Annotated in this window: 11 protein-coding genes and 1 pseudogene; 6 read left to right on the top strand and 6 right to left on the bottom strand. The window is 63.0% G+C overall.

The genetic code is table 11. The features are described 5' to 3' along the window. From E4U03_RS11155 to hemE, 4 genes are all read right to left on the bottom strand, one after another. Positions 1-1,120, bottom strand: a 1,120-nt coding sequence (locus E4U03_RS11155) for a ferrochelatase (RefSeq protein ID WP_135013809.1), incomplete at its 3' end; no start/stop codon positions are given. After that, on the bottom strand, positions 1,120-1,920 hold the full coding sequence (gene hemQ / locus E4U03_RS11150; protein ID WP_135013808.1) for a hydrogen peroxide-dependent heme synthase: 801 nt from the start codon (positions 1,918-1,920) through the stop codon (positions 1,120-1,122). The genes hemQ and E4U03_RS11155, both read right to left, overlap by 1 nt. Before the next feature lie 45 nt (positions 1,921-1,965). After that, positions 1,966-3,429 carry a protoporphyrinogen oxidase gene (gene hemG, locus E4U03_RS11145; protein WP_135013807.1) on the bottom strand — a complete coding sequence of 488 codons (1,464 nt, stop codon included), beginning with the start codon at positions 3,427-3,429 and terminating at the stop codon, positions 1,966-1,968. A 13-nt stretch (positions 3,430-3,442) separates the two neighbouring features. Next, positions 3,443-4,570: a uroporphyrinogen decarboxylase gene (gene hemE, locus E4U03_RS11140; protein ID WP_228066225.1), complete on the bottom strand. Its 1,128-nt coding sequence runs from the start codon at positions 4,568-4,570 to the stop codon at positions 3,443-3,445. A gap of 88 nt (positions 4,571-4,658) precedes the next feature. On the opposite strand from hemE, the gene E4U03_RS11135 reads away from it, so the two are divergent. From E4U03_RS11135 to E4U03_RS11120, 4 genes are all read left to right on the top strand, one after another. After that, the gene (locus tag E4U03_RS11135) at positions 4,659-5,936 is read left to right on the top strand and encodes a glutamyl-tRNA reductase (protein WP_135013805.1); all 1,278 of its coding nucleotides are present in this window, start codon (positions 4,659-4,661) and stop codon (positions 5,934-5,936) included. Between the two features lie 166 nt (positions 5,937-6,102). Further along, a complete protein-coding gene (locus E4U03_RS11130) occupies positions 6,103-6,648 on the top strand; it encodes a TetR/AcrR family transcriptional regulator (protein WP_135013804.1) in 546 nt (181 codons plus the stop codon). Between the two features lie 136 nt (positions 6,649-6,784). Then, positions 6,785-7,012, top strand: a complete 228-nt coding sequence (locus E4U03_RS11125) for a DUF3107 domain-containing protein (RefSeq protein WP_135013803.1) — start codon at positions 6,785-6,787, stop codon at positions 7,010-7,012. A 272-nt stretch (positions 7,013-7,284) separates the two neighbouring features. After that, complete coding sequence (locus tag E4U03_RS11120; protein ID WP_135013802.1) at positions 7,285-8,787, top strand: DEAD/DEAH box helicase; 1,503 nt, start codon at positions 7,285-7,287, stop codon at positions 8,785-8,787. A 90-nt stretch (positions 8,788-8,877) separates the two neighbouring features. On the opposite strand, the pseudogene E4U03_RS11115 reads toward E4U03_RS11120, so the two are convergent. After that, a pseudogene (locus tag E4U03_RS11115) lies at positions 8,878-10,312 on the bottom strand (GuaB1 family IMP dehydrogenase-related protein). 280 nt (positions 10,313-10,592) lie between these two features. Between E4U03_RS11115 and E4U03_RS11110 the strand changes: the two are divergent. Beyond that, positions 10,593-12,278, top strand: a complete 1,686-nt coding sequence (locus E4U03_RS11110) for a glycoside hydrolase family 13 protein (protein ID WP_228066221.1) — start codon at positions 10,593-10,595, stop codon at positions 12,276-12,278. Here E4U03_RS11110 and E4U03_RS11105 read toward each other — a convergent pair. Then, positions 12,268-13,092 carry a PHP domain-containing protein gene (locus E4U03_RS11105; RefSeq protein WP_135013800.1) on the bottom strand — a complete coding sequence of 275 codons (825 nt, stop codon included), beginning with the start codon at positions 13,090-13,092 and terminating at the stop codon, positions 12,268-12,270. The two genes, E4U03_RS11110 and E4U03_RS11105, sit on opposite strands and share 11 nt — an antisense overlap. Before the next feature lie 120 nt (positions 13,093-13,212). On the opposite strand from E4U03_RS11105, the gene E4U03_RS11100 reads away from it, so the two are divergent. Further along, positions 13,213-14,763, top strand: a complete 1,551-nt coding sequence (locus tag E4U03_RS11100) for an aminopeptidase P family protein (RefSeq protein WP_135013799.1) — start codon at positions 13,213-13,215, stop codon at positions 14,761-14,763. Positions 14,764-14,938: the final 175 nt, after the last annotated feature.

Below are 14,938 nucleotides of genomic sequence, written 5' to 3'. Positions count from 1 at the left end.
GGCCCTCAACGTAGGCGGGGTGGGTACCGGGGGTGGGGGTGCGGGTTGCTGCGAAACCGAGACGCTTGCAGGTGTCGAGGGCTTCGGTGTCGAGGTCCCATTTGACTTCCATGTGGTCTGAGACGAAGCCGAGGGGCACGAGCACGATGCCGCCGACCTTACCGTCGAGGGCTTCGAGGGCGTCGTTGACGTCGGGTTCGAGCCAGGGCATGGAGGGCGGGCCGGAGCGGGACTGGTAGACCAGTTCCCACTCGACTTCATCGAGTAGGGCGGGGTCAACGGCCTGTACACCGGAGAGAACGGCGCGGGCGGCTTCCAGGTGCTTCTCAACGTAGGCGGAGCCGCCTTCGTAGTCGACACCGCGGGGGCCGGCCTCATTAGCGGCGCTGGTGGGTACGGAGTGGGTGCAGAACATGATGCGGATTTTTACGTTACCCGCGGCAGCCTGCTGGGCGGCAGCAAGCTGGGCGCGGACGTCCGTGATCCCCTCAACCAGGCCGTCGATGAAGGGCTGGATGAAGCCGGGGGTGTCCCAGAACTGGCGGACCTTGTCGATCTGCAGCTTGCCGTCGAGGCCCAGCTTTTCGAGGGCGATTCCGTAGTCTTCGCGGTACTGGCGGCAGGAAGAGTAACCGGGGTAGGCGCTGGTGGCCAGCACAAGAATCTTGCGTTTTCCCTCGTCATAGGCCTGCTGAACCACATCGTTGACGTACGGCTCCCAGTTGCGGTTAGCCCAGGTGATCTCGATATCCGGGCCCTTCTCGGCCATAGCCTCGCGCAGGGCTGCCAGCAGGGCGCGGTTCTGCTCGTTGATGGGTGAGACGCCGCCGTTGGCCCGGTAGTGGGCGGCGACTTCTTCGAGGCGTTCGTCGGGGATGCCGCGGCCGGCGGTGACGTTGCGCAGGAAGGGGATGACGTCGTCCTGCCCCTCAGGGCCACCGAAGGAGGACAGAATCACCAGGTCGTAGTCCTGCGGGGCGGATGCGCGGGGGCGGGTGAGAGTGCGCTCGCTGGTGTAGATGCCGATGGTGCTCTCATCGAGCACGGCCGGGCCGTTGGAGGCGGTGTTGGCCGGGTCGGTCTGGTTGGGGATGATGTCGTTAGGGAGCTGGGTGGTCATTAGGCGATCACCTGGGCAACCTCGGCGGCCTCGATGCGGCGGCCGGTGTAGAAGGGGATTTCTTCGCGCACGAAGTGGCGGGCTTCGGTGTTGCGGAAGGAGCGCATGAGGTCAACGATGAGCACCAGTTCGGGGGCTTCGAGGGCGATGAGCCACTCGTAGTCGTTTAGGCCGAAGGTGGCGATGGTGTTGGGCAGTACCTCGGGGAAGTCGATGCCCTTCATGCCGTGGTTCTTCATGATTTCGCGGCGCTTTTCGGGGTTGATGGTGTACCAGTCGAAGGAGCGCACGAAGGGGTAGACGCAGACCCACTGTTCGGGGGCGATGCCCTTGGCGAAGGTGGGGGTGTGACCGGCTGAGAATTCGGCGTCGCGGTGTACGCCCATGGTTGACCAGACAATCTTGGTGCCTGAGAAGGCTACGGTGCGGCGGAAGCTGCGGATTGCTGCCTGTAGGTCTTCGGGTACAGCGCCGTGGACCCAGACCATTACGTCAGCGTCGTTGCGCATGGCTGAGACGTCGTAGAAGCCGCGGGTAATCACGCCCTTGGCTTCGAGCTCATCAACCAGGGCTTCGAGTTCGGCGGTGGCTTCGGCCCCGGTAGCGGCGGGGTCGGCTGCGCCTTCGCGGGCGAAGACGGTGTAGAGGGCGTAGTGGAACTGGCTGTCGCCTTCGGCTACTTCGCCGGGGCGCTGACCCTGAATCTTGCCCTGGGCGTCCTTGGCGGTGGGCATGGGCGGACGGCCGCCGTGGCTGTAAGCGCCGTGGGAGTGTTCTGCAGGGTTACCGTGGTGTGACATGGGGTTACCTTTCGATGTGGGACATTGAGGGTGGGTAGCTGCTGCCTAGTCGGTAGCTGATGTGTCGGTGTTTTTCTGGATGAAGCGCCCCAGGTGCTCCTGGGTGTCTGCGGTGACGGCTGCCAGGCCGGTTCCGGCAATCCAGGCGCCAACGGCGGTGGCACCGGGCAGGTCGGCGAGGGCCGAACGGAAGGCGGTGACGCGGTCCTTGTGCCCTGGCGTGGTGGAGGGCAGGGCGCTGTGCCAGCGCACGACGTCCGCTGCGACCAGGTGGCTCTTGGTGATGGGTACGCCTAGCAGGTGGCCGGCGTCGTGGAGGCCCAGGGTGACCAGTTGGTCATCGTGCAGGGCCAGTTCTGACAGCGGTGAGGTGTCGTGGTCCTTGCCGCGCCCGTAGGACAGGCGTACCACGTGGCGCCCTTCCCCTGCTCGTTCTGCGACCCAGGCCCACTTGGCGGTGGCGTGGGTGAGGGCCTTGGCGCGGACGCCGGTGGCAGCTTCGCTTACCAGCAGGCCGGTACCGCGCGGGGCGGCGTCAAGGGCTGGCTGGTCGAGCACCAGGGAGACCAGGGCGACTTCGGGGCCGGGGGCAACGGCGGGCAGAGCGGATGCCGGTAGGTGGGGCCCGAGCAGGCGGATGGAGGTCTGGGCGTCGGTGGCTACCACCAGCAGTTCGCCGCGGATAATGGCTGATTTTTCGCCGTATTCGGGCTGACGCTGGATGGCCGTCCACCCGCCGGTAACGGGGTCACGGTCCACAGCGATGGTGTCGAAGCCGCTGACGATACGCACGCGCTGACGGAGCAGGTCATCCACGAGAGCTTCGGAGAGCTGGTTCATGCCGCCTTCGATACCGGCAACCTGGGAGCCTGCCGGCGAGGCGGCCCGCAGGCGGGCACTGGCTGCGGTAAGGGAGCCCAGCTCGCGGAGGCCGGTCAGCAGACCGGGGGCGATGGTGGCGATTTCTAGCTGGTTGGGGTGTACCGAGTGCACACCGGATACCACCGGGGCCACCAGCTGGTCGAGCGCCTGCTGGCCCAGCCGCACCCGCACTAACTCCCCCAGGGTTTTGGCGTTAGACCCGGCTGAGCGCGGCAGCATGGCATCGAGCTTGGCGCGGCGGTAGCCTGCCCGGCCCAGAATTTTTTTGAGGGCCGGGCCATCGAGGCTGCCGGGAATGCCCAGAACACCGGTGGACGGTGAGTGGTAGGGCCCGGTGGGCAGGTAGAGCCAGGAGCCAAGAGGCTCGGGCATTACGATGCGGTCAGCCAGCCCCAGGTCGGTGAGCAGGTTGCGGACCGCGTCGGTACGGGTTGCAAAGGACTCAGCACCGGAATCTAGCACCAGGCCAGCTAGCTGGTGGGCGCCTACGGCACCTCCCAGGTGGCTTTCGCGTTCAACCAGGGTAACTTTCTTACCGGCGCGGGCTAGTTCACGGGCTGCGAGCAGACCCGAGATACCGCCGCCAATCACCAGGGCGGTGTTGTGCAGGTGCTGGTGCTGTGCCATGGGGTTCTTTTTCCTAGCCTTTGCGGGTTGAGGTGTGGATGTAGTCGACCAGGCGGGTCAGGACGGTGGGGTCGGTGGTCGGGGGCACCCCGTGTCCCAGGTTAACCACGTGGGCCGGGGCGGTGCGTCCTTCTTCAAGAACCGCATCGGTGTGGGCGGCAAGGGCCTTCCAGCCCGAGGCAAGTAGGGCCGGGTCGATATTGCCCTGCAGCACGATACCGCCGCCCAAACGGCGCTGGGCTTCGGAGAGGGGCAGGCGGTAGTCAACGCCGATGACGTCGGCGCCGGCTTCGAGCATGGCGGGCAGCAGCTCGGCGGTGCCGGTACCAAAGTGGATGCGGGGCACCCCGTAGTGTTCAACGGCAGCGAGGGTGGCTGCGGAGTGGGGCATGACGAAGCGACGGTAGCCGGCCTCGCCTAGGGACCCAGCCCAGGAGTCGAAGAGCTGCACGGCTGAGGCGCCCGCCTCAATCTGGGCAGCCAGGAACTGGGCTGAGGTGCGGGCGGCCCAGGCACCCAGGGCTTCCCAGGCTTCGGGGTCGGCGTGCATCATGGTGCGCGGACGCAGGTGGTCGCGGGAGGGCCCGCCCTCCACCATGTAGGCGGCCACGGTGAAGGGGGCACCGGCAAAGCCGATGAGCGGGGTGGAGCCTAGCTTCTCGACGGTCAGGGCAACAGCCTCTCGAATGGGGTCAAGGGCTGAGTCTTCGAGTTCGGGCAGGTTCTTAATGTCATCGAGGGTGTGGACGGGGGCATCGAGCACGGGGCCGCGCCCGGGAACGATATCGACACCCACACCAGCTAGCTTCATAGGGATGACGATATCCGAGAAGAAAATACCGGCATCGACCTTGTGGCGGCGCACCGGCTGAACCGTAATTTCTGCGGCCAGCTCAGGGTTGAGGCAGGAATCCAGCATGGGGATTCCCTCGCGAATTTCGCGGTACTCGGGCAGGGAGCGTCCTGCCTGGCGCATAAACCAGACCGGGGCGTGCTCGGCTTCGCGCCCTGTCAGGGTACGAATCATGGCTGACTCGCCAGTACCGGCGGTCTTCAGGGGGTGGGTAGCGGGCAGGTGGGCAAGCTGCTCGTCGGTGAGCAGGGGGCGCTGACGCAGCGCTGATGACACGGTCTGACTCATATACACCATTCTGCCAAGTTTAAAGCACAACTTTAGAGACAACCTGTCACCAGACCCCCAACAGGGAGCTGTCTATAATAGAGTCGTCGTGACTATTTTCAGCCTTGTAGCATCGCATCGCTCTGTCGACCTCACCACCGTGGCTTACCTCAGCGAAGGCGTTGAGAAGATCCACCGGGACCTTGAACGCGCCGGTATTCGTGGTGAGGTGATTTTGTCTACCTGCAACCGCTTAGAACTCTACGCCGAGATTCCCAGCAATCCGGGAGCCACAGACCAGAACATCGCCAACGATGTTGCTACTGCCTCAGAGCACATTTTTGACCTGATCTCCCAGCGGTCCGGGCTTTCCTACGACCTGGTAGAAAACAGTTTTGATGTGCTGGTGAATACCGATGCCGCCCACCACCTCTTCACTGTGGCCTCAGGCCTGGAGTCGGCCGTTGTGGGTGAGCGTGAAATCACCGGCCAGGTGCGCCGCGCCCTGTCTCTCTCCCAGGAGCAAGGACGGGCCACCGGCAACCTGGTGCGCCTCTTTGAACACGGTGCCCAAACTGCCCGCCGGGTCGGCCAGCAAACCATGCTGGGCTCCCGGGGCCGCTCCATAGTGTCGGTTGCCCTGGATATGGCCGATGACATCGCCGACAAAACCTGGGAGAACCGCCGGGTTCTGGTCTTTGGCACCGGTGCCTACGCCGGGGCCACTGTAGCTGCCCTTCATTCTCGGGGTACGACCGATATCTGGATATACTCCCGCTCAGATCGTGCAGCCACTTTTGCCGATAAACGCGGGGTACAGGCAGTGCCCCACAGGGAACTGCACGAGCAGATGGCAGCGGCCGATATCATCATCGGCTGCTCGGGCGGTGCCTCCCCCATGCTCCCCATAGAAATCCCCGCTGGCAAGCGCGTTATCCTTGATTTAGCGCTCTCCCGCGACTTCGCCCCCGAGGTAGCAGACCTACCCGAGGTAGAACTCATTACCCTCGAATCTGTGCGCCTGGCTGCCCCCGAAGAGACCGTAGAGTCCGTGCACACTGCCCGCACAATTGTGGACGAAGCCGCCGCAGAATTCTCCATCAAAGAGAAGGCCCGCAGCGTCGACGCTGCTATTGTTGCTCTCAGGCAACACACCATGAGCGTACTCGACGCCGAGCTAGCTAAGGTACACAACCAGTACGGGTGCACCGCAGCAACTGAACAGCTTGAACTCGCAATGCGCCGCATGGTCAAGTCTCTCCTGCACACCCCGACCGTCCGCGCCCGAGACATGGCACGCGAAGGCCGGGTAGACGACTATGTAGCGGCCCTTGAAGCCCTCTACGGTATCGAAGTACAAGAGGAACCCGAAGAGGCCGAGCCCTAAACAGACGCCTCCTAGCAGGCAGGCACCCCACCAGCCGCGACCCCGTCCGCCCACCATCCCAAAGGTTCGGCAGCAACGATGTCTACCACCATATTTTCAGCTGACTCCGACCCCGGCGACCCCATCGACCCGTCCGGGGCCTCCCGCCTGCCCAAAGACCTGCGCCGTGCGTGTTTTTGCTTCCCAGGGCTACCACGCCACCACCATGGACCACATCGCCACTGCCTCTAATGTGACCAAGCCCGTGCTCTACCAGCACTTCACCGGCAAACGCGACCTCTACCTGGCCGTACTCGATGAACAAATCAATAACCTCATGACTCAGCTGGTGCAGCCCCTCTACACAACCAAGGTCAACCGCGAACGTGTGCAGGGCGTCATCGGCGCCTTCTTCAGCTTTGCCCGCAACAATGTGGCAGGCTACCGCGTCATCTTTGAATCCGACATTCAGAACGACTACGCGGTGCAAGAACGCACCGAAAACATGCACATTACCATCGCCAAGCGAATCGCCGAGGTACTAGCGCCCAATGCGGGCATGCCCTTTGAAGAGGCCCTGATGACAGCACGCATGCTCACCGGCATGGTGCAGGTAGCTACCCACATGGTCATCGGCACCGACGCCTCACCCCAGCAGCTTGCAATGGCTGAGCGCGCAGTCTTCCGCCTGGCCTGGGGCGGTATCTCCATCATCGACGAGGATTGGGAGTAGCGCCCCCCTGCTGTCGCAGCCTTTCTCTACCCTGTCAGCTCAGACCGAAACCCCGCCCCTTTCCTACCCTTACTCACGTAGACTGGTGGGCAGAGACCCCCTGCAGCCAGGTAGGGAACCATCGAAAGGAAACCTCATGGAAATTAAGATTGGCGTACTCAACGTGCCCAGCCAGGTCGTCATCGACACCGACGAAACCGCCTCAGACGTCCGCGCCAAGGTCGCTGCAGCTCTTGAACAGGGCGGCATCCTGGAACTGACCGATTCTAAGGGCTCCACCACCCTGGTTCCGGCAGCTAACATCGGCTATGTCGAGCTGGGCGCTGAAACCAAGCACCGCATCGGCTTCGGTATCGGCCAGTAACACCAGGCTTACTCAGCCAGAGGGGCCCCGGGAGTTTGACGCAAAACTCCCGGGGCCCCTCTTACATTTACGGCACTTGGCGGTAGAATAAAGAAGTTATTTGGTTGCCCGGTCGTACCATCCGTATAGACTCACCTGCCTTTAGCTCTCCCGCCCAACGCTCTGCAAGCGTCCGCCCGGCGGTTGATAGAGCTTCTTTGCTACATGAAAACCCACGATCGGCTTCCTCGTTTGCCCCGGGCCGGGGCCTCACTCTATAAGGAACACGATTCGTGACTAACACTGATACCACTAAAACTTTCGCCGACTACGGCGTGCGCCAAGACATTGCCGATGCCCTCGCCGAGAAGGGCATCGTTTCCCCCTTCCCCATTCAGGCCTTGACTCTGCCGGTGGCCCTGTCTGGCCAGGACATCATCGGTCAAGCTAAGACCGGTACCGGTAAGACCCTGGGCTTTGGTCTGCCCGCCCTGCAGAGCGTTGCTGTCCCGGGTTCGGACGCCTTCAATCAGCTTCCCACCCCCGGTGCGTCCCAGGCCCTGATTATCGTTCCCACCCGTGAACTGGCTATCCAGGTGGGCGATGACCTATCGGTTGCTGCGTCAAAGACCGGTGTGCGGGTAGCTACCCTCTACGGCGGCCGCCCCTACGACACCCAGGTCAAAGAACTGGAAAAGGGCGTTGAGCTGATTGTGGGTACCCCTGGCCGCCTGATTGACCTGCACCGCCAGAAGTACCTCAATCTGACCCAGATTAAGATTGTGGTGCTTGATGAAGCCGACGAGATGCTTGATCTGGGCTTCCTGCCCGATGTAGAGCGCATTCTCTCAGCCGTGCCCGAGGTGCGCCAGACCATGCTCTTCTCGGCAACCATGCCCGGGCCCGTCCTGACCATGGCCCGCCGCTACATGAGCCGCCCCATGCACATCCGCGCTGAATCCGGCGAAGAAGAGACCATGACTAAGGCCTCGATTCGCCAGGTTATTTACCGGGCTCACCCTCTCGATAAGGACGAGCTGGTCGGCCGTATTCTTCGAGCCGAGGGCCGGGGCCGCACTGTCATTTTCACCAAGACCAAGCGCTCCGCTGCCAAGCTCTCTGATGAGCTGACCGCCCGAGGTTTCGCGGCCGGCGCTATCCACGGCGACCTCAACCAGGGTGCCCGCGAGCAGGCCCTGCGAGCCTTCCGCAACGGCAAGATTGACATTCTGGTCGCAACCGATGTGGCAGCCCGCGGAATTGACGTTGAGGACGTCACCCACGTCATTAACTACCAGTGCCCAGAGGACGAAAAGACCTACCTGCACCGGGTGGGTCGCACCGGCCGCGCGGAGAAGGAAGGCACCGCCGTTACCCTGGTGGATTGGGAGGACGTGCCCCGCTGGAAGCTCATCAACAAGGCTCTGGAACTGGGCGTAGATGAGCCGGTTGAAACCTACTCTTCATCTCCACACCTCTTCACTGACATGGGCATTGCCAAGGGAACCAAGGGCCGCCTGCCAAAGGAGGAGCGCACCGCAGCGGGTCTGCAGACTGAAGAAGCTGAGGACTTTGGTGGTGCCCCGGCTCGTGAGAAACGCCAGGAGCGCGGTGTCCGCGGGGATCGTCGCGGACGTTCGGGCTCCTGTTCTCCGCGCCACGAGAGCTCACGCTCTGGCAGTGAGGGCCGGGCTGAGAAGCGCGATAATCAGCGTGACGTCCAGAGCGGGGAGGCTGATTCGAAGCCGCGCCGCCGTCGCCGCCGCACCCGCCGGGTAGAGTGCAGCGACAGCTAACCCCTAGGTACCATTTAAATCAGAAATGACCAGCAACTAGCTGGTCATTTCTGATTTAAATGGTCCTTTTGGGTTTAGATGGTACCTACCCTAGCGGGTGGCGCGGGCCTGGCCCTCTGCGTAACCAGCGGCAGACTGAACACCCACCACGGCTCGCTCGGCGAACTCCTCGATGGAGGCAGCGCCGGCGTAGGTGAAGGATGAGCGGACGCCCGAGATAATCGAGTCGATCTGGTCTTCTACGCCGCCGCGGCCCTCGGGCAGGTAGATTCGGGCTGATGAGATGCCCTCTTCGAACATTTCACGGCGGGCCTTTTCAAAGGCTTCGGTCTTGGAGTTGCGATTGATGACCGCGCGGCGGGAGGCCATGCCGAAGGATTCCTTGTAGAGGCAGCCGTCGGCGTCCTGCAGTACGTCACCGGGTGACTCGTAAGTGCCCGCGAACCAGGAGCCCACCATGACGTTGGAGGCACCGGCAGCCAGGGCCAGGGCGACGTCGCGGGGGTCCTTGATGCCGCCGTCCGCCCAGACGTGTACGCCCAGTTTCTTTGCTTCGGCGGCGCATTCCAGCACGGCGGAGAACTGGGGGCGGCCCACGCCGGTCTGCATTCGGGTGGTGCACATGGCGCCGGGGCCAACGCCGACCTTGATGATGTCGGCGCCTGCTTCTGCCAAGTCGCGGACACCCGCGGCGGTGACCACGTTGCCAGCGGCTACGGGGATGGAGGGGTTAAGGGCCTTGACCTTCTTGAGGGCCTCGATCATGGTTTCCTGGTGGCCGTGGGCGGTGTCAACCACGAGCACGTCGGCACCAGCTGCGATGAGGGCGGCGGCGCGACCTGCTACGTCACCGTTGATGCCGATGGCAACGCCGATGCGGAGCTTACCGTTGGCGTCGGTGGCCGGTTCGTAGAGGCTGGCGCGCAGGGCGGCTGAGCGGGTGAGAACACCGACCAGCTTGCCGTCGGCATCCACAACGGGGGCAACCTTGCGGGACTTCTCGTGCAGAATGTCGAAGGCTTCATACGGGGTGACGGTGTCGGGCAGGGTGAGCAGTTCGGTGCTCATGAGGTCTTGTACCTGGTCAAAGTTGTCTGCCCCGCGCAGGTCCTTGGGGGTAATGACACCGAGGGGGGGTCTCGCCGTCCACGACGATAGCGGCCCCGTGGGCACGCTTGGGCAGCAGGTGGCGCACGTAGCCTGCGGTGTGGTGGGGCTTGACGGTGATGGGGGTGTCGAAAAACAGGTGGGAGTTTTTGACCCGCTTGATGGTTTCGGCGACGATGTCGGTGGGCACGTCCTGGGGAATGATGGCGATGCCGCCGCGGCGGGCGACTGCTTCGGCCATACGGCGGCCAGAAACGGCGGTCATATTGGCGATAACCAGGGGGATGGTGGTGCCGGTTCCGTCGGCGGTGGCGAGGTCTACGCCCATGCGGGAACCTACCGCGGAGCGGGAGGGAACCATGAACACGTCGTTGTAGGTCAGGTCGGTGGTGGGAGTCATATCGTTAAGAAAGCGCATGGTTCCCACTCTAAAAGATGAGCGGTTTCTGGGCACGACTTTTCGCCAAGAGATGATTTTTGCACAGTCCTAGCCTATTCTAAAAGATTATTAGGTCTACCCTACCCCGATTTTTTATTCAGCGCAACCCTCTACGCCTATTTTCTTAGTCTTGTCGCGCCAGCTTTGGGCAATTTTTCCGTCTATCTTCTTCTCATCCCTGCGCGCGGACGCCGGGGCGTAGGCTGGTAGGCAGGGGCAGGCCCCTGCCCTGTAGCTTCTTCCCATGAAAGGTTCAACGATGAGCGATTCAAACCTCTTGGTTCCGGCAGCCGATGACCCCACCTGGTGGCGCCAGGCCGTGGTCTACCAGATTTACCCCCGTTCCTTTGCGGACGCCGACGGCAACGGAATCGGTGACCTCAAGGGAATCACGGCCAAGGTCCCCTACCTCAAGAAGCTGGGTGTAGATGCCGTCTGGCTCTCCCCTTTCTACCCCTCAGCCCTGGCCGATGGCGGCTACGATGTCGATGACTTCCGAGATGTTGATCCCAAAATCGGTACCCTGGCTGACTTCGATGAGATGGCGAGCGCCCTGCATGCAGCGGGCCTGAAGCTCATTGTTGATGTGGTGCCCAACCATACCTCCAACCTGCATGCCTGGTTCCAGGAGGCCCTGGCGTCCGCACCGGGGTCGACAGCTCGTGACCGCTATATCTTCCGTGACGGCCTGGGCGAGAAGGGCGAGCTGCCCCCGGCTGACTGGACCTCCATCTTCGGCGGCCCTGCCTGGGAGCCGGTGGGCGACGGCCAGTGGTATCTGCACAACTTCGCCGTTGAGCAGCCCGACCTAAACTGGCATAACCCCGAGGTCCACGAAGACTTTAAAGAAACTTTCCGCTTCTGGGCTGACCGCGGTGTGGACGGTTTCCGCATTGACGTGGCCCACGGTATCGCCAAAGACCTGCCCGAGGTTCTACCCAGCCAGGCAGAGCTCGACGCTATGCCTAAGGACGGCACTCACCCCATGTGGGACCGCGATGATGTGCACGAGATTTATAAGGAATGGCGGGCCGTTTTCAACGAATACACCCCGCACCGCACCGCCGTGGCAGAGGCCTGGGTGGAGCGCGACCGCCGCCCCGCCTATGCGTCCGCCCAGGGCCTGGGCCAGGCCTTTAACTTTGACCTGCTCACCGCCCGCTTCGAGGCGGGCGAGTTCCGCAAGATTGTGGCTGAGAATCTGGAGCTCTCCGCCGAATCCGGCTCATCGAGCACCTGGGTGCTGTCCAACCACGACGTGGTGCGCCACCCCACCCGCTATGGCCTGCCCTTTGTAGAGGGTAAGACTAACGAGAAGGTAGGCCACGAGTGGCTGCTCGCAGGTGGCCCGGCCGAGGAACTTGACCGGGAACTGGGCTCAGCCCGCGCCCGCGCCGCTACCCTCTTCGAGCTGGCCCTGCCCGGTTCGGCCTACCTCTACCAGGGTGAAGAACTGGGCCTGCACGAGGTCGCCGAGATTCCCGACGCTGACCGCCAGGACCCCACCTTCTTCAACTCCCCCGGCGTCAACGTCGGGCGCGACGGTTGCCGTGTGCCCCTACCTTGGGAGGCGGACGGCCCATCCTTCGGCTTTGGTTCGGGCGCACCCCATCTGCCCCAGCCAGCCTGGTTCGCCGACTACGCTGTAGCCATTGAGGACCAGCAGGAAGACTCCACTCTTAATCTCTACCGGGCAGCCCTGGCCGCCCGCCGTCAGCTCCAGGGCGCTGAGGAACTCACCTGGCTCGCCACTGATTCGGCTGACCTGCTGGCTTTTGAGCGCCCCGGCGGCTGGGTCAACCTGACTAACTTCAGCACCGAGTCCGCTCCCCTGCCAGCTAACCTGGCTGACGCCGAGTTCGTGCTGGGCTCTACTCCCGGCGCCGCGGACGCCTTCGCCGCAGGTGCCGTACCCGGGTCAGCTACGCTCTGGCTTAGGAAGTAGCAAGTTCCCGGATCCGCTTGACCGTCTCGCCGGGCGTGGTGTTTTCGCCCAGATGGTTGGGTTTGCCTGCGCCATGGTAGTCGGATGATCCGGTGACTAGAAGGTCGTGTTTGGCTGCGGTTTCAAGCAGCCAGGTACGGCCTTCTTCGGGGTTGTCGCGGTGGTAGACCTCAAAGCCTGCGAGCCCTGCCTCAATCATGGCGTAGATGGTTTCGTTGCTGGCGAGTTTTCCGCGGGCGGACGCCTTGGGGTGGGCCATAACCGGTACGCCCCCTGAGGCGCGTACCAGTTCAACAGCCTTCACCGGGTCCACGGCGTAGTGGGGTACGTAGTATTTTGAGCGGGTGGTCAAGATAGTTTCGAAGGCTTCTGACCGGTTGGCTACCGTGCCGAGGGCCACCAGGGCATCTGCGATGTGGGGGCGGCCTACGGTAGCGCCCTCGTGCACCTGTTCCTGAACGGTCTCCCAGGTAATCGGGTAGTCTTCGGCGAGTCTTTCAACCATGCGCTGGGCGCGGCCTACCCGGGAGTCTCGGGCGCGATTAATTTCAGCTAAAAGAGCTTCGTTGGCCGGGTCGTGCAGGTAGGAGAGCAGGTGGATGCTCACCCCCTGAGCCGAACACGAAATTTCCATGCCGGGCAGGAAGTCTAGCCCCAGGCGTCCGGCTGTCTCTTGGGCCTCAGCCCAGCCGGCGGTGGTGTCGTGGTCGGTCAGGGCGAAGCCGGTAAGCCCGGCGGCGGCTACGTCGGCAACCAGCTCGGCTACCGGCTGGGTGCCATCAGAAATACGGGAGTGGGTGTGCAGGTCATACATAGCACCAGACTACCTGCGGCGGCCCGTCCGTAACAGGTAGCAACCATTAGCCGCCCTTAAGTATCGGTGCCACTATCTTCAGCTAGACGCGCCGTTACCCGGCTCACTAGACTGGTAGGCATGACTACTAGCGATAACACCCCCACCCCTGGCAACGACCAGCCCATCGAAGAGCGCGTCACCAACCGCTCTGCTGCCCCCAAGTCCAGTGCTTTTACTGACTTTATGGCAGCGAACTGGGCGCCGGCGTCCGACCAGCTCCCGGCCCGCGCCCGTGTAGCCAACTTCGCCGCTGAGCGCCGCGCCAAGATTTCTGTGCTCTTCCCCGGCGAGCGCCTGGTTCTGCCCGCTGGCCCCCTCAAGGTGCGTTCAAACGATACCGACTACCGCTTCCGCCCCCACTCAGCTTTTGCCCACCAGACCGGCCTGGGCCTGGACCACGAGCCGGACGCCGTGCTCGTTTTTGAGCCCGTTGAAGAGGGCCAGGGCGACAACGGGTCGAACCACGAGGTCACCCTCTACTTCCGTCCCCTTGCGGGCCGCGATACCGAGATGTTCTACCGCGATCCCCGCTACGGGGAGTTCTGGATTGGCCCCCGCCCCACCCTCGATTCTTTGGGTGCCGAGTACGGTCTGCGCACCAAGGACCTGGGCGAGCTTGAGGTAGCTATCACCAAGAACGCCGGCCCCGAGGCCTTAGGCGGCGTGCGCATCCGTCTGGTGCGCAACGTTGACCTGAATGTCGATGCCCTGGTCGATACCTCCCGTTACAACACCTCTGTTGATCTAGAAGAGTCAGATAAGCTCGACGCTGCCCTGACCGAGGCTCTGTCTGAGGCTCGCCTGGTCAAGGACGCCATCGAGGTGGAGAACCTGCGCCGCTCGGTTGACCTGACCATCGACGGTTTTGCTGAGGTCGTCAAGGCCCTGCCCGCAGCTGTTGCCCACCGCCGCGGCGAACGCGTGGTCGAGACCGCCTTCTTCGCCAAGGCCCGTGTTGAGGGTAACGACCTGGGCTACGACACCATCGCAGCCTGCGGTAACAACGCCACTATCCTGCACTGGATCCGCAATAACGGCACCGTCGATGAGGGTAAGCTGCTGCTGCTCGACGCCGGCGTTGAAGACGACACCCTCTACACCGCGGACGTCACCCGTACCTTCCCGGTCAACGGCAAGTTCTCCGAGGTTCAGGCCAAGGCCTACAACATCGTGCTCGAAGCTGCAGACGCTGCCTTTAAGGTTGCGGTGCCAGGTAAGAAGTTCCACGAGGTTCACGACGCTGCCATGCAGGTTCTAGCGACCCGCCTGCACGAGTGGGGCCTGCTGCCTGCCTCTGCCGAGGTTTCCCTGTCGGCTGAGGGCGGCCAGCACCGCCGCTGGATGCCCCACGGCACCAGCCACCACCTGGGTCTAGACGTGCACGACTGCGCCCAGGCCAAGAACGAGCTCTACATGGAGGGCATCATCGAGCCCGGCATGGTCTTCACCATTGAGCCCGGTCTTTACTTCAAGGAAGAAGACCTCGCTACCCCCGAGGAGCTGCGCGGCATCGGCATCCGTATCGAGGACGACGTACTGGTCACCGAGGACGGCAACGAGAACCTTTCTGCCGCCCTGCCCCGCACCGTTGAGGGTATCGAAGCCTGGATGGCGGAGAATTCCCGCTAGGCAGGGGCTTCATTTCCTGCATAAGGAAACCCCGCCTGCTCTCGTCCAGTGAACTGCTCCCCATAAGTTGGACTACTAAAAAACAGTCACCAACTAATGGGGAGCATCTCCTATGCGAGCACGAAGCTCACTCACCCAACACCAACGAGAACAACTCATCCACCTCTTCCAACAA

The sequence above is a fragment of the Rothia nasimurium genome (assembly GCF_004569295.1).
Classification (GTDB): domain Bacteria; phylum Actinomycetota; class Actinomycetes; order Actinomycetales; family Micrococcaceae; genus Rothia; species Rothia nasimurium_B.
The sequence above is the reverse complement of the archived record's forward strand: the minus strand, read 5'-3'. Positions and strand labels throughout refer to the sequence as shown.